15 protein-coding genes and 1 tRNA gene are annotated in these 14515 nt (G+C 45.5%); 8 read left to right on the top strand and 8 right to left on the bottom strand.

Annotated elements, in window-relative coordinates:
- Positions 1-69: 69 nt before the first annotated feature.
- The gene (locus tag D9A03_RS18085) at positions 70-903 is read left to right on the top strand and encodes a hypothetical protein (protein ID WP_120498635.1); all 834 of its coding nucleotides are present in this window, start codon (positions 70-72) and stop codon (positions 901-903) included.
- 8 nt (positions 904-911) lie between these two features.
- Here the strand turns inward: D9A03_RS18085 and D9A03_RS19820 are convergent, their stop codons facing one another.
- The 7 genes from D9A03_RS19820 to D9A03_RS18055 all read right to left on the bottom strand — a co-directional run bounded on the left by D9A03_RS19820 (position 912) and on the right by D9A03_RS18055 (position 5902).
- Positions 912-1085, bottom strand: coding sequence for a YegP family protein (locus D9A03_RS19820; RefSeq protein WP_162938241.1), 174 nt, complete (start codon positions 1083-1085; stop codon positions 912-914).
- Between the two features lie 90 nt (positions 1086-1175).
- Positions 1176-1976, bottom strand: coding sequence for an ABC transporter substrate-binding protein (locus D9A03_RS18080; RefSeq protein WP_120498634.1), 801 nt, complete (start codon positions 1974-1976; stop codon positions 1176-1178).
- 156 nt (positions 1977-2132) lie between these two features.
- A complete protein-coding gene (locus D9A03_RS18075) occupies positions 2133-2402 on the bottom strand; it encodes a hypothetical protein (RefSeq protein WP_120498633.1) in 270 nt (89 codons plus the stop codon).
- Between the two features lie 188 nt (positions 2403-2590).
- Positions 2591-3589 carry a Gfo/Idh/MocA family protein gene (locus D9A03_RS18070; RefSeq protein WP_120498632.1) on the bottom strand — a complete coding sequence of 333 codons (999 nt, stop codon included), beginning with the start codon at positions 3587-3589 and terminating at the stop codon, positions 2591-2593.
- Between the two features lie 142 nt (positions 3590-3731).
- A complete protein-coding gene (locus D9A03_RS18065; protein ID WP_120498631.1) occupies positions 3732-3965 on the bottom strand; it encodes a DUF2164 domain-containing protein in 234 nt (77 codons plus the stop codon).
- Positions 3966-3998: 33 nt separating this feature from the next.
- A complete protein-coding gene (locus tag D9A03_RS18060) occupies positions 3999-4799 on the bottom strand; it encodes a cobalt-precorrin-6A reductase (RefSeq protein WP_120498630.1) in 801 nt (266 codons plus the stop codon).
- Complete coding sequence (locus tag D9A03_RS18055; protein ID WP_120498629.1) at positions 4796-5902, bottom strand: cobalt-precorrin-5B (C(1))-methyltransferase; 1107 nt, start codon at positions 5900-5902, stop codon at positions 4796-4798. The genes D9A03_RS18060 and D9A03_RS18055 overlap by 4 nt, the downstream gene beginning before the upstream one ends.
- A 162-nt stretch (positions 5903-6064) precedes the next feature.
- Here D9A03_RS18055 and cobA point away from each other — a divergent pair, with 162 nt between their 5' ends.
- The 5 genes from cobA (at position 6065) to D9A03_RS18030 (ending at position 12631) form a co-directional block, all read left to right on the top strand.
- Positions 6065-6913 (top strand): uroporphyrinogen-III C-methyltransferase, encoded by an 849-nt coding sequence (gene cobA, locus D9A03_RS18050; protein ID WP_120498628.1) that lies wholly within the window; start codon positions 6065-6067, stop codon positions 6911-6913.
- Positions 6910-8292, top strand: coding sequence for a cobyrinate a,c-diamide synthase (locus D9A03_RS18045; protein WP_371682971.1), 1383 nt, complete (start codon positions 6910-6912; stop codon positions 8290-8292). Before cobA ends, D9A03_RS18045 begins: the two co-directional genes overlap by 4 nt.
- Positions 8293-8435: 143 nt before the next feature.
- A complete protein-coding gene (locus tag D9A03_RS18040) occupies positions 8436-9824 on the top strand; it encodes an alpha/beta hydrolase (protein WP_120498627.1) in 1389 nt (462 codons plus the stop codon).
- Positions 9825-10156: 332 nt separating this feature from the next.
- The gene (gene mnmA, locus D9A03_RS18035) at positions 10157-11311 is read left to right on the top strand and encodes a tRNA 2-thiouridine(34) synthase MnmA (protein WP_120498843.1); all 1155 of its coding nucleotides are present in this window, start codon (positions 10157-10159) and stop codon (positions 11309-11311) included.
- 141 nt (positions 11312-11452) lie between these two features.
- A complete protein-coding gene (locus D9A03_RS18030; protein WP_254055089.1) occupies positions 11453-12631 on the top strand; it encodes a winged helix-turn-helix domain-containing protein in 1179 nt (392 codons plus the stop codon).
- A 38-nt stretch (positions 12632-12669) separates the two neighbouring features.
- Here the strand turns inward: D9A03_RS18030 and D9A03_RS18025 are convergent, their stop codons facing one another.
- A complete protein-coding gene (locus D9A03_RS18025; RefSeq protein WP_371682970.1) occupies positions 12670-13173 on the bottom strand; it encodes a DUF6653 family protein in 504 nt (167 codons plus the stop codon).
- Between the two features lie 276 nt (positions 13174-13449).
- Here D9A03_RS18025 and D9A03_RS18020 point away from each other — a divergent pair.
- Positions 13450-13526: transfer RNA gene (locus D9A03_RS18020), tRNA-Met, on the top strand.
- A gap of 247 nt (positions 13527-13773) precedes the next feature.
- The gene (locus tag D9A03_RS18015; protein WP_120498624.1) at positions 13774-14511 is read left to right on the top strand and encodes a GntR family transcriptional regulator; all 738 of its coding nucleotides are present in this window, start codon (positions 13774-13776) and stop codon (positions 14509-14511) included.
- Positions 14512-14515 lie beyond the last annotated feature (4 nt).

Raw genomic sequence — 14515 nt, 5'->3', positions numbered from 1 at the left:
GACACAATTTATGTATAGGATGCAAGGCAGATTTTAAACTCTATTAATTAAAACACTTAAACAAATTTAATGATTAAGATTTTTCAGGGCTTCTTGCACTTTATCATTTTTGTGGTTTTTACAGTAGTTACACAAATTGGCGGTATTGCTTACCTTCTCTCTTTATTTTTTAGAAGATATATAGCTCGAAATTGTAAATTGAAATTTGGCTATAGCTTTCTTCTGTTTATTATTTTTTACGGCTTTCTATGGGGAAGCTCTATATTTATCGCACCACAGTTTGGCCGTGTAGCACTACCTTGTTTCTCAGATCAGCCAGACAAAATTTTAGTTCAGTCGCCTCTTTATTGTATGTTGAATAGGCAGTATGTATCTCCAAAGTTATTGCACGTTGGTAATGCTTTGGCGACTGATATGAATACAAGGTTTCCTGGCACATACACACTGGCGCTTGATGCAAACTTTCCCTTTTTTGACGGATTTCCTTTGCTGCCACACTTATCTCATGATGATGGGAAAAAACTGGATATTGCATTCTATTACCGTGACAATAAAAATATGTATGCTGCAGGGGAAACGAAATCTCCTATAGGGTATTGGGGGTTCGAACAGCCTACTGGTAGCCATAGCCAGCTGTGCTCTAATAGTAATCAGAATTGGGATTTTCGGTGGGATATGGATTGGTTTCAAATGTTGAATAAACAGCACTACCAACTTGATCCCAAAAGAACCTCAACGGCATTACGGTGGCTAACGACCGAGGGAAGGTCTTATGGAGTATCAAAGGTTTTTATTGAACCTTATTTGACGAAGCGATTAGGAGTTTCAAATGAGATTATCCGCTTCCAAGGATGCAAAGCGGCTCGCCATGATGATCATATTCATATACAAATAACGAAATAATAATCATATCAACCCACTTCCGTGCATTCCCAAATCGTTCGATAACCTTCGGGTGAGTTCTGGGCAACAAACTCGGCCGAGGCCTTGCAGCTTTCATAAGTTGCGTAGGTTTCTGATCCCCCAATGATCATTTCCTGCTCTCCGTTCAAAAACGATATGAGGAAAAAAGTAATTTTAAACATGGGAACTATCCTTCCTATGCTTAAAGTACATTCAATCTTTATGCCAAGGCGATGACGAGACTAGGGAGATATTTTGACGGTAAAGGAGAATTAATTGATTTCGATGGGGAGTTGGTAGCGTGATTTAATGGCGGCCCATTCCGGATCGTCTTTCATTCTTAATATCATGCTGTCAAGGAACTCTCGGACCTGTGGAAGGTATCCGCTTACGAGAAAGCGTCGAAGAAAGATGCTGTGTTTGTATGTGCTGAAATAAATTTCTTCGCTAAGCTTTTCTTCCCATACGAGATAACGTGCAGAGCTTTCCGCCATTAAGCCGATATCAACACGTTTGCCGACGACCATCTTGATGAGGTTGCGCTCATGGGGGGCGTTCATTCTGGAAAAAGCTCCTTTTGCGACTTCATTGTCAATTCGTGCATAACGATGACCAAGAACGCCGCCCAATAATAAATCCTCAAGATCCCCCATGCTTTTGACCTCTATGGAACGATCTTTCCGTGAAAAATAAACATTTCCATCAGAGATTAGAGGGGCTGTCCATTCAAAGCGAGTTTTTGCATCTGAGCCAAACCAGTCGGGTGAAACCCAAGGGATAATTATATCACTGTTTGCTTTTAGCAGATTGTCCAGTCGCTTTCTGGGTAGAATCTTGAGTTTGAATTGGAACCTTTTGTTACCGTGCCTGTTCAGATAGTTCACCAGGTCGTGGCTTAAGCCTTTATTATCACTGACAACAAACGGGGGAACATTGTGATAGCTATAAATCTGATATTCAGTGGCTATGGAGATTTTCAAGGGAAAAAATATTCCAAAAGCCAGACTTACGATGAACGTTAAAGCCATATAACGGACGTTAGAAATAGATACACTACGAAGATCATTGGTCATGATAATAATCTTTGCTGCAAGCTAAAGTAAGCGTTCAGTGTATCATAATATTTGTGTTGACAGATATTTTTCTATCTTTGGGTGCATTTCAGTGGAGTCCAAGCCGCATTATCGGCGGGAGGGATATCGACTAACGGAAGTACTTTGATTGCGATTTTAATTCTGAATGTGGTGATTATGCAGCTTTTTCCAAGCTTCTTTAACGCTTGGCAGTTCAGAGGACATTAGCTCTTTTATTTTACCAAGGCTGTCTTCGGAAAAATTTGCATCCCTGAGTTTATCAATATGGACCTTGATAAACTCGCCGTTCTGGGCACAGGAAAACAATTCCGGGCTTATGACAATATGTCCGTCATCGGCCATCAGCATCAAGGGGCCATTGACCTGAATTTCATCTCCGCTTTGAAGAACTGCTTTAATTGTCATTTTTGGTACTCAGGACTATGAGTAAGTGAATTCGGAAGGCAACACTAAAAGATGTATTGTAAATTTTTTCTAAACTTTAAGTGTTGTCACGTATTGAAATGCGAAGAAACCATAAAAGTGAAAATGCAAAAAAGCAAGTTTTACCTAATCGAGTTAGAGATTTGAATATGCTTTGACCGTAAGTTTCGCTAAATCTTTTCCCAAAGCCCACTTTCGCCTGCGGCGTAAATTGCATCAATCAAGCGTTGATTTTTTTGCGAGTTTTCAAGGCTGAATACTTTTGCCTTATCTGCTGAATTTTTATCGATCACTGCCTGGGAAAAAGCTTCAATTTCCAGCTTGTACTGGTTGACACCTGAAAAATGGAATTCCTGCTGCTCGGAATGATTTGTGTTGTGGAGTATGACTTTGTCTGCGTCATAAAGGCCTGCATTGAAAGGGGCAGACACTTCTATCCATCCCTTGTCACCGTGGAATGATATTTCTTGGCGATGTGCGAGCTGTGTTGAGACATACATGGTCATTTCAAATCGGCCAAAATCTGCGCGACAGGATGCAAAGGTATCTGTGCCAAAGTTTTGATCGTATTTGACCTTTGCGGAAACGGCGACTGGTTCTGTTCCTGTTGCAAAGCGGGTTGCAACAGTTGGGTAAACACCGATATCAGGCAATGCGCCGCCGCCTAACTTGCGGATGTTCCGCATATTGTTGCTGTCTTTATTGAAATAGGTGAAAGCGGCCTGAACGTGTGACAGAGCACCGATGGCACCGCTTTGAATTAAATCACGTACTTTGTGCCATTGGGGGTGGTACGTGATCATGAAAGCCTCTGAAACCAGAACGCTGTTTTTATCTCTGGCTTGAATGATATCTTCTATTTGAGACGCTTTTAATGAAATTGGTTTTTCACAGAGAACATGTTTCCCGGCATTTGCTGCTTTGATCGACCATTCCACATGATGTGAAGTGGGAAGGGGGATGTAGACAATGTCTACAAGATCACTTGCCAAGAGTTCTTCATATGATCCAAATGCATGTGGAATTGCAAAGCGTTCTGCAAGGGCATCTGCTTTTGATTTGTCACGGCTTGCGATAGCTGTGATCACAGCATTGTCAGCATTTAAAATTGCCGGAATAACGTGTTCTACAGCAATTTTGGCAGTTGATAGAATTCCCCAACGCAGCATTTTTCGTTCCTGTTTAAAATTATTTCTATGTACCTATCTGATATTAAAGAGATAATAAAAATTATGCCAATAAGTTAACGGTAATTTCTGTCTCTTATTTACCTCAAACGATGAGTTCCATTACTTCGTTTGAAAGTATTGCTTAATCTTCCGGTTCGTAAAACTCTGTATCCAGATCATCCAGTTTTTCGGAAAAGTATTTTCGCGCATCTGCGATGCCTTGATTGTATTGTGATGGGCCAATTTTCTGTAACAGGAAATCGACGACCTCTGCTGCTCGAAATTCACTGATATCTTCGTCAAACTCTGAGTAGTGAAAGTTGACCAGAGCTTGGATAATGTCGGCTTTTCGTTCTTTTTCAAGTTTGATGCGCATAATATCAATACTTTTTTGTATTTAAAGCTGAATTCAAGAGAGGTTGCCTAGCCATTCCAGGCAATCTTCTATTGTCGTCTTGACCTGTGCAGGGGATAAGGAGGGCCGCGCTATCATCAAGACAGGAATGTTGAGCTTTCGGGCTGCGGTAATTTTTGCACTGGTTGCGGAACCGCCAGAGTTTTTGCTAACAATCAGATCAATTTTGTCTTCTTTTATAAGCTGGATTTCGTCGTGAACCGAAAAGGGGCCACGTTGCAAGATGATTTTCAGGTTAGATGCTTCTGTCTCTGTAGCGGGCGGTTCGATCATTCTTGCCACGAAGTTATGCTTTTTTAGTGCGGTGAAACCGCTGAGTTCTTTTTGTCCTGTTGTTAAAAACACAGTTAAAGAATTGCCCAGAGATTGCAAATGGTCCTGTGCAGATTGCATATCTGGAACATCAATCCATGTGTCGTTTTCTTCTTTTTTCCAAGCCGGGCGTTGTAAAATAAGGTGAGGGATCTCAAGTTTTTGGCAGGCTATCCAGGCATGGTTGGTTATAGTTGAGGCAAAGGGGTGCGTGGCATCTATAACGATGTCGATGGTGTTTGTTTCCAGATATTCTATGAGGCCCTCTATGCCGCCGAAACCACCAAGTCTTTCGTTACTGGATACCTTCTTACGGTTTGTTGTGACGCCGGCACGTGATGTCGTCACATGATAGGTGGGATATGAAGAGAGTTGATCTGCGAGTTGGTTGGCTTCGGTCGTGCCACCCAAAATCAAAATGCGTGTTTGAGCCTTGTTCTGATTTGATTGTCCGGCTGTTTTCTTGGCGACTGTTGATGTCATTTTGCAAAACCGGTTTTGGCAACAATGGTTCCGGGGCGATCAATGATAATAATCTCTAACTCGGTGTTATTTTTTTGGGAGCTTCCTCTTAGAATCTTCAAGGCTTCTGTCTGGGCAAGTTGAGCAACTTTTTCAGCCAGTGGAACTTTTTCAGCAACACAGCGAACAAGGATTTGATTGGCTGTATTGGCTGTTTGTGCTTTTTCAATGATATCTTCAGGGGCGTTTATTTCACGCAATCTATCGGCGAGCCACGACATATCGACCTGACTGCGGCCAGAGTGAAGATCCATATGACCCATGGCAAGTTTGGTCAGCTTGCCAAATCCACCACCAATGGTGAGCTTGGGGACAGGATGATCTCGGAGATACTTGAGCATACCTCCGGCAAAATCCCCCATATCAAGCATGTCTGTATCTTCAAGGCCGTAGAGATCCATAACAGCCTTTTCCGATGTTGATCCGGTGCAACCGGCAACATGTGGGCGATTGGTGGCTATGGCAACATCAATGCCGCGATGTATGGAATGAATCCAGGATGAACAGGAAAAGGGAATAACCACACCCGTGGTTCCCAGAATGGACAGGCCACCAAGAATGCCCAATCGCGGATTCCATGTCCTCTGGGCCAGTTCTTGGCCGTCGGGAATGGATATTTCAATCTCCACGTCGCCGGGCAGATTGTGTTCGTTGGCAATTTCCGTGATGACCTCGGTCATCATTTTTCTGGGAACCGGGTTGATCGCTGGCTCACCTGTCGGAATGGGTAGGCCCGGCTTGGTCACCATGCCAACCCCTTCGCCAGCGTGAAAGACTATGCCGCTTCCAGGCACGCCATGTCGAACCCGAGAGATTATCGTGGCACGATGGGTGACATCCGGGTCGTCGCCCGCATCCTTTATAATTGCTGCCATGGCAGAGCAATCGTCTTTTTCTTCTCTGCAAAGGGCAAAAGCGGGTTGCTCTCCTTTTGGGAGAGTTATAGTAACAGGATCAGGAAATTGATTTGTTACAAGAGCTGTATAGGCCGCTTTGGTTGCCGCAGTGGCACAGGCACCGGTGGTCCAGCCTCTTTTCAATTTTCCTTCTGGTTTTCGTGCCATGACAGTATAATGCTAAACCGTTATTCTATTAATCGTTCGGCTTTACTTCTGAATAGAGAATTAGAAAGTAACACCAGTTTAGAAGTATCTTCCCGGTTTGGGGTCTTTTCCCAAATTGAGATATCTTCACAGTGAAGCTACACGAGAAGGACAGTGTGATAAATGGATAAACTGCCTCTAGACCTTCCAAATTTTGAACCCGGCTGGGTTTGGCTTGTTGGTGGTGGACCGGGCGATGCTGGCCTTTTGACGCTCTATGGTTTGCATGCACTACGATCTGCCGATGTTCTGGTCTATGATGCGCTGGTTGGTGAAGATATCCTGAAGATGGCCCGTGAAGACTGTGTTCTTGAATACGCAGGTAAACGGGGCGGAAAACCGTCTTCAAAACAAGCCGATATTTCGCAACGCCTTGTTCAGCTGGCAAAAGAAGGTAAAAGAGTCCTGCGCCTGAAAGGCGGCGATCCTTTTGTGTTCGGTAGAGGTGGCGAGGAAGCTCTTGCGTTGGTCGAGGCGAATGTTCCTTTCCGTGTCGTTCCGGGTATTTCCAGTGGTATTGGCGGTTTGGCTTATGCTGGTATCCCTGTTACTCACCGGGATTGTAATTCGGCCGTTACCTTTCTAACGGGGCATAATGCGAGCGGTATTGTACCGGATAACATTAACTGGGAAGGGCTTGCACAGGGCTCACCCGTTATTGTGATCTACATGGCGATCAAACATTTGGGTGATATCGCACAAAAGTTAATGGCTCATGGCCGATCTGGGGATGAGCCTGTCGGCATCGTCAGTCGAGCGTCAACACCGTCACAAGAAGTTCTGGAAACGAGTTTGGGGCGCTGTGTAGATGATGTCGCCAAAAGCGGTATTGAACCGCCTGCACTTGTTGTGATTGGCGAAGTTGTTCGTCTGCGTTCTGGACTAGACTGGATGGGGGCGATGAACGGTCGCGTTCTGACATCTGATCCCCTGAAGCTATCCGTAAATGTCGATAAGGTTGCGAACGCTTGATTTCCAAAGATGGTGCTAAAAAGGTCAAACAGCAGGACACTTCTGTAAAAGCAGAGACCCCTAGGGGATTGATTATTGCGGCACCCTCTTCGGGCAGTGGCAAGACCACGCTGACTTTGGCGCTTTTGCGTTATTTCAAAAACAACAACCTTCGTGTTAACCCGGCCAAGGTTGGCCCGGATTATATTGACCCGGCCTATCACGCTGCCGCTGCCGGGCGTCCTTGTTTTAATCTCGATCCTTGGGCGATGAGAGACAAAAGTCTGGCTTCAATCATTACCTATAGCGGACAAGATGTTGATGTGATCCTGACCGAAGGCGTGATGGGGCTTTTTGATGGCGCGGCCGGTGGCGCTGGATCAACTGCTGAACTGGCCAAAAAAACCGGGTGGCCTGTTATCCTCGTTATTGATGTTAAGGGGATGTCGGCTTCGGCGGCGGCTATTTTACATGGCTTTGCCTCTTTTGATCCAAAAGTGACCGTTGGCGGTGTTATCTTCAACAGAGTTGGATCTCCGCGACATGCAGAGTTGCTCAAAGAAGCTTGTACTCCTCTTGGAATTCCGGTTCTCGGGTACCTGAAAAGGCAGGATGATCTAGTTTTGCCAAACAGACATCTTGGTTTGGTACAGGCAATTGAACATAGCGAACTTGATGACTATCTCGACAAAGCGGCAGAGCAGGTGGGGTGGGATGTTCGCTGTGAAGAGCTTCTGAAACAGGCACGTCCTTCTCTTCTTTCAGGGTTTTCTTCTTGTTCGGGCAAAGACACGCATAGTTTCGTGCCACCGATAGGGCAAAGGATTGCGATTGCTCAGGATGTTGCCTTTTCCTTTATCTATCCGGCACTTTTGGAAGGCTGGAAAAGAGCAGGTGCAGAGCTGAGTTTTTTCTCTCCCCTCGCAGATGAAAAGCCAAGTGCAGAAGTTGATGCGATCTATCTGCCCGGCGGATACCCAGAGCTACATGTGGGGCAACTTGGTGCAAACCTGAACTTTATAGAAAGCCTGCGTCAGGCAGCAAAGAAGAGCAAAACGATTTATGGTGAGTGTGGTGGCTATATGGTTCTGGGCAAGGGACTAATAGATACTCGCGGAGATCATCATGAGTTGGCGGGTCTTTTACCTTTTGAGACGTCTTTTGCTGTGCGGCGTCGATCATTGGGGTATCGCGAGGTTACGACTCTCGGAAACACTGCTCTTGGTGATAAGGGATCAACCTTCAAAGCCCATGAATTTCATTACTCTACGGTAGTGGGAGATGAGGGTGATAATCCTTTGTTTGATGTCAGGGATGCTGCGGGTCAAAAACAGGGACAGGTTGGATGCGTAAATGGCTCTGTTATAGGGTCTTATATTCATCTTATTGATCAATCTTGAGAGACTGGCCTGAGCGTCCTCAATGACTTGAATGTTGATTTCTTACCGCTTTAAGATGAAAAGAAACAAAAACTGTGGTACTATAATTCCGTGGGGGTTTGAGAGTTCAATTTGAACTCTCATACTCAAGAGGAAAGTATCACGTGCAAGTGAACCGAGAACGTTTTCATAGTTCTGCTCAGTGTTTACCGCCACCCCAAGCTTACCCGATGATCCGGGGGACTGTTGGTCGATATCTCGCACGTCCGTGGTTCGATGCGCTAGCTCTTCGTCTTCTTGTTAAATATCTTTTCCCGCTGACACACGTTTTGCAAACGGCAATTGTAAGTGAGGGCGATGCCAAAAAGCTGGCCGATAATCTTGGCCTCAAGCATGCCTTGCCTGATAGTTGTGACAAAGCGCTGACAGAAGTTTGCATTCGTAACCATGTGGCAAAATCAGCTTTTGAACGCTGGAAAGTGGTTATGTTTGGCGATGGCCTAAGTATCGCGGGAAGGGTCTTTGCCGAACGACGGCGACAAGAAACGCAGCAAAGGCTATTAGAAGCGTCTCTGTTCTTTAAAGAAATTCGTAGGGAAGTCGCCCCTGTCCAATGGCAACTGCCAACCTCAAAAGAGTTTTTTAAAATGTTCGGGGATTATCTGGACGATTTAGACCATTTCTATTCCCCACCAAAAAAATTGCCTGCGGTTCATTCTTCGCATTCTATTCACGGCGTTTACGGGCGTGAATACTGGCTGCGCTATGAGTCTGAATTCGGGGCAGAAAACTGGGTCCGTTGTTATGAACCCCTCGCAGGATTGGAACCTACTGCTCCGACGATTGTTTTTTTACAGGGGCTTGGTGTTGAACAGGATTGTTTTCAGGATCGGGAAGATCCTGTTTGTGCACTGACAGACGCTGGCTTTCGCGTTTTACGTATGCAGCAACCGGGGCATGGTTTTCGAAAAGCGCCGGGGTTTTATGCCGGGGAACAGATATTCAGCGAAGGTCCTATGGGACTGATCAAACTCTACAGGCAATGGATTTCAGATATTTCTGTGTTGATGGGCTGGGTGCGGCAACAACGTGGTGGCCCCGTTGTTCTTGGCGGTGTCAGCTTGGGCGCGTTAACGGCACAGCTTTATTCTTCTGTCGCGTGGAATTGGCATGATGATTTGAAACCGGATTCACTACTTTTGATTGGCACCAGCGGAAATGTATTGGATGTGTTGCTCAAAGGATGTTTGACCCAAGCACTTGGTATTCCAAAAAAACTTCATGAACTGGGCTGGCGTGAGGCCGATTATGTGAAGTGCTTGCCCTTTGTACAGCCAACAGGTCATTCAGTCGTGTCGCCGGAAAAGGTGATCTTTATGCTTGGGCAGGCGGATAAATTGACACCTTATAAAGGTGGGCTGGAATTAGCCAATCGCTGGCGAGTTCCCCCTGAAAATAGATTCCTCAGGAATGGTAAGGGACATTTTTCTTTACTCATTGACCTTATTCGCGATCCGATAGTTTTGAGACGATTAATTGAAATCACATCGTAGATTTTTGCTGTCATTGTTACAGATACCTGTTGGCTCAAAAAAACGGATGGGTTCACAAATAAGAGTAGATGATTTTACACATGCAATTATGGCACGAGTGGTCTGTGAGACTGGGCATTAACAAGATCACTCTTATCTGATATGTTGCCCGAAATTTGTACTGCAATTCTTGTTTTGCAGGTACAGGATTAGGTGTGACGGGTAAAAGGTCGGGATCAATTCTGGCTTGATTACCATAGGGGATGGCCTTACATAGCCATCAAACAGACAAACTCTGGCGGCTGGCGCCAAAGTACGTTTACCGCAGTAAGTTTTACGAGATAAGCGAGCTCATGAATTCTCTTGGTATTGATAAAGAGCCTAAAGATACACGCGTTGTTGTTGCCATGTCCGGTGGTGTCGATAGCTCGGTTGTTGCGTGTATGATGAAAGAAGAAGGTTATGACGTTATTGGCGTTACCCTTCAACTCTATGATCATGGGATTGCTTTGGAGAAAAGCGGTGCTTGCTGTGCCGGGCAGGATATTTATGATGCCCGTACTGTGGCTGATCGCTATGGGTTCCCGCACTATATTCTGGATTATGAATCACGCTTTAAGCAAGACGTGATGGAAGATTTCGCCGACAGCTATATGCGCGGTGAAACACCTATTCCCTGTGTGCGTTGTAATCAGAAAGTCAAATTCAAAGACATGCTGGCAATGGCCAAGGACCTTGGTGCAGATGTGATGGCAACGGGCCACTATGTTCAGCGTATCGATGGTCCAAATGGTCCTGAGCTTCACCGGGCTTTTGACTATACAAAAGATCAGACTTATTTCCTCTTCACGACGACCGAAGATCAACTGGACTTTCTCCGGTTCCCTCTGGGGGGATTGCCGAAAACAGAAACCCGCAAGATTGCTGAACGCATGGGGCTATCGGTCGCCGATAAGCCGGATAGTCAGGATATCTGTTTTGTGCCGGACGGATCTTATGCCCGTGTTGTTGAGCGCTTGCGTCCGGGGGCATTGGACAAGGGGGATATTGTTCATCTTGATGGCACTGTTCTGGGGCAGCACGATGGTATTATCAACTATACGGTTGGACAGCGTCGCGGTATCGGTGTTGGTGGTACCAGCGATCCGATTTATGTTATTCGCCTCGATGCAGAGAAGAAACAGGTTATTGTTGGCCCGAAAGAGGCACTTTCCCGTGATGTTGTTCTTGTGAATGAACTTAACTGGCTGGCGGAACCTTTAACTGATCAGGGCCGTGAAGTCACCGTCAAGTTGCGTTCTGCATCGAAACCAACCCCAGCCACGGTATACCCTGAAGGACAGGGATTGGGGATGGGCGGTGCCCGTGTTGTGTTACATGATCCATTGTATGGAATTTCACCGGGGCAGGCTGCCGTTTTCTATGATGGTGATCGTGTGTTAGGCGGTGGCTGGATTGTTTCTACTGAAAAGCAGGTTCTAGACGAAGAGGCACAAGGTGTCGCTTAACCTTTAAGCCAGTAGGTTTATTTCTTTCTGGAAATATAATTTTGTTCCTGTTATGTTCTTTGATGTGTTTTTTCCCACATTTCACAGAAATAGCAGTGCATGATCCCTCAGATAAGTAATTCCCAAGCCCGAAGACTGTTTATGCAGCGACAGGGGCTATGCGATAACCCTACAGCGAAACAGAGTAAACCCGCGTTACTGGACCTGATAGAACGCATGGGCTTTGTGCAGCTCGACAGCATTAATACTGTCGAGCGCGCACATCACATGATCCTCTTTTCCCGAAATCAGACCTATCAGAAAAAACACTTTGATCAGCTTTTGGAAAAAGATCGCTCGCTATTTGAAAACTGGACACACGATGCATCGGTTATCCCGACGATCTTTTATCCCTATTGGAAATATCGTTTTGGACGTACAGAAGCTTATTTGCTTGAAAGATGGCGCAAATGGCGACGGGAAGGCTTTGAAGAAAATTTCAAGGCAGTTCTGGAACATATTTGTGTGAATGGTCCCACGCGTTCTCGGGATATGAAAAAGCCGGATAAGGCGCCGGATATAGGGAATGCAAAAAAGAAAAATCAGGGTTGGTGGGATTGGCACCCATCCAAAACGGCGTTGGAATTTCTTTGGCGTACCGGGGCTTTGTCAGTTGATCGGCGCGATGGCTTTCAGAAGGTTTATGACGTCACAGACAGAATTATTCCGTCAGAAATTCTTTCCCAAGATATCGACCATGAGAGCTTTATAGATTGGTCGTGCCGTTCTGCGATGGAGAAACTCGGCTTTGCGACGCCGGGGGAACTCGCTGCTTTTTGGGATGGCATCAAACCTGCCGAAGCCAAAGTCTGGTGCGAAGACAGACTTGGCAAGGAAATCGTCGAGATTGAAGTGTTATCTGCCGATGGCAGCAAGCCCCGTAAAGTCTATGCTTTTGAGGGCATTATAAGTCAGTTGGATAGCTTGCCGACTGCCCCGAAGCGTGTCCGGGTGCTTAGTCCTTTTGATCCTTTGATCCGGGATAGAAAGCGGACCGAACGTCTCTTTGATTTTCACTACCGTATCGAAGTCTTTGTTCCCGAAGCAAAGCGGCAATATGGATACTATGTTTTTCCTTTGCTTGAGGGGGAAAACCTTATTGGCCGGATTGATATGAAACGGCAAGGAACGGAGTTGTTTGTCAAAGGTTTGTGGCTTGAGTCCAAAGTGCGCGCCAGCAAAGGGCGCTTGAGTGCCCTAACATCCGAGTTGGAGCGGATCAGGCGTTTTGTTGGCTGTGAGAGTCTGACCTTTGCAGATGATTATTTGAAGTCAGGCTAACTCTATCATCTTACTTCTAGTCTAGAGGTCAAAAGGCCTTAATAAATCCACTCGGCAAGCTTTGGGTTTATTTCGATGGCGTCGTTAAAAAGCCAAACCATACGATCACAGAACCACATCTTTCCAATGATCATGGCAAAGCCAAAAAACATGGTTGGCCAAAACAGATTCAGATAGGCCGTGATAATGCCGCCCAAAAATCCAAACCCGGCCAAGATGCCCAACGCACGTGTTTGGGATCTGTGCATGTCGAGCAGTTCGTCCAGCCCGTCAAAGGGAACTTCTTTGAGCCAGACGCGTTCACCGAAGGTGACTTGCGAAGCCCAGAAGTCAGTGTGACGTGGCTTGGGGAAGATACGGGGATTGAGGTACATCCAGAAAGCAAAAAGAAACAAAAGAAAGCCAGCTATAGGCCAACCCCAAGCTTCATGAGACCATATCGCCGGGAACATGAGCCATCCTGTTACGAGGCGTGACCACCCTGACATTGGGTGAGAATGGTGTTCCCAGGTATTCTGCGACATTTTGAAGATGTTTCGCATGGTATAGCTCGGCTATTGTTTTTTTCAGTTTGAAAAGAGTAGATAAAGCGAGGGTAGTGATATGAAAAGCCGGATTCAAGCCAATACTAGCACAATTTTCATTTGTCCTGCTTCTGCCTCCTTAAAGATCCTGGCTGAGTGAGGAGCGGATTTTCAAAAAAAATAAAAAGCGTATCACTCCGCTATTGACAGTTTTGTGTCATGGCATTATCACCCCTCTTACAGCGCGAATGATTGACGAATCAGTTAATCAAAACGGCACTGTCAAAGCCTTATGGCGGAGTAGCTCAGCTGGTTAGAGCAGCGGAATCATAATCCGCGTGTCGGGGGTTCAAGTCCCTCCTCCGCTACCAATTCAAAAAGCCTCGGCAAACGCCGGGGCTTTTTCTGTTTTTGTTCATAGAATTACTGCGTCTTTTGCTTCAGGTTGAAAATATTACTTATTAGGGTGTTTAGATCAAGCTGGTATGTTATTGGTTTGATTTTTTTGCCGGGAAGGTATAGGAAATCTCGTGAATTTGCGTAATTAATATAATTTATTACTCCAATACCACACCACTTGGTTGCGCGTGTGTGAGCTTTTAAGGAGAGAGCAAAGTAGTGGATGCTGTATTTGATATATTAGTTCGACGGATTTCTGAACAACATGGACCATTAGTGAATCGCTTACGCTCTGGTCTTACTGAGGTAATAGAAGCTGGAATGCTAAGTGAAGGAGAAGCATTACCTTCCGAGCGTGATTTAGCTACGCGATTAAATTTGTCGAGATCTACCATACGCCAATGTCTCAAAGACCTTGCCGAAGCTGGTGTTGTTCATACGCGGCAAGGTGTGGGGACTGTTGTTACCGGGTATGTACCCAAGGTTATGTCCAAATTATCGGGATTTTCCGAAGATATGCGGATGCGTGGATTGGTACCAATAACAAAAGTTTTGGAACGTACAATTCAAACGGTTCCTTATGATACTGCACTGCGTTCTGGATTGCCGCTTGAAACAGAAACAATGCTTCTTCGTCGTTTGCGTCTAGCTGGTGATGAGGCGCTCTCATACGAATATGTTGTTATTCCAATTAGCTACATTGATAGAAATTATGATGGGAAAACATCACTTTTCGAGCATTTGGATGCACAAAGTTCTCGCCCGAAAAGAATATTGCAGAGTCTGATGGCCATAGAGGCATGTGATGAAATTTCAAGCCACCTTGGCATTCCTCTTCGTTCGGCTGTTCTGAGAATATCGCAAACTGGATATGACGAGGCTGGTTCTGTGATTATGGACGCCATTAGTTGGTACCGTGGTGATCGTTATAAATATGTCGGAGAGATAAAGGAGTAATCGT

It is taken from the genome of Kiloniella sp. EL199 (assembly GCF_900313065.1).
GTDB lineage: Bacteria > Pseudomonadota > Alphaproteobacteria > Kiloniellales > Kiloniellaceae > Kiloniella.
This window is presented reverse-complemented; position numbering and strand designations above follow the sequence as displayed.

Bases quoted from the DNA above. Each gene is read 5' to 3' on its own strand.
- D9A03_RS18025 (WP_371682970.1), bottom strand. From the start codon at position 13,173: ATGCGAAACATCTTCAAAATGTCGCAGAATACCTGGGAACACCATTCT.
- D9A03_RS18030 (WP_254055089.1), top strand. From the start codon at position 11,453: ATGCAGCGACAGGGGCTATGCGATAACCCTACAGCGAAACAGAGTAAA.
- D9A03_RS18065 (WP_120498631.1), bottom strand. From the start codon at position 3,965: ATGCGCATCAAACTTGAAAAAGAACGAAAAGCCGACATTATCCAAGCT.
- D9A03_RS18070 (WP_120498632.1), bottom strand. From the start codon at position 3,589: ATGCTGCGTTGGGGAATTCTATCAACTGCCAAAATTGCTGTAGAACAC.
- D9A03_RS18055 (WP_120498629.1), bottom strand. From the start codon at position 5,902: ATGGCACGAAAACCAGAAGGAAAATTGAAAAGAGGCTGGACCACCGGT.
- cobA (WP_120498628.1), top strand. From the start codon at position 6,065: ATGGATAAACTGCCTCTAGACCTTCCAAATTTTGAACCCGGCTGGGTT.
- D9A03_RS19820 (WP_162938241.1), bottom strand. From the start codon at position 1,085: ATGTTTAAAATTACTTTTTTCCTCATATCGTTTTTGAACGGAGAGCAG.
- mnmA (WP_120498843.1), top strand. From the start codon at position 10,157: ATGAATTCTCTTGGTATTGATAAAGAGCCTAAAGATACACGCGTTGTT.
- D9A03_RS18080 (WP_120498634.1), bottom strand. From the start codon at position 1,976: ATGACCAATGATCTTCGTAGTGTATCTATTTCTAACGTCCGTTATATG.
- D9A03_RS18085 (WP_120498635.1), top strand. From the start codon at position 70: ATGATTAAGATTTTTCAGGGCTTCTTGCACTTTATCATTTTTGTGGTT.
- D9A03_RS18075 (WP_120498633.1), bottom strand. From the start codon at position 2,402: ATGACAATTAAAGCAGTTCTTCAAAGCGGAGATGAAATTCAGGTCAAT.
- D9A03_RS18060 (WP_120498630.1), bottom strand. From the start codon at position 4,799: ATGACATCAACAGTCGCCAAGAAAACAGCCGGACAATCAAATCAGAAC.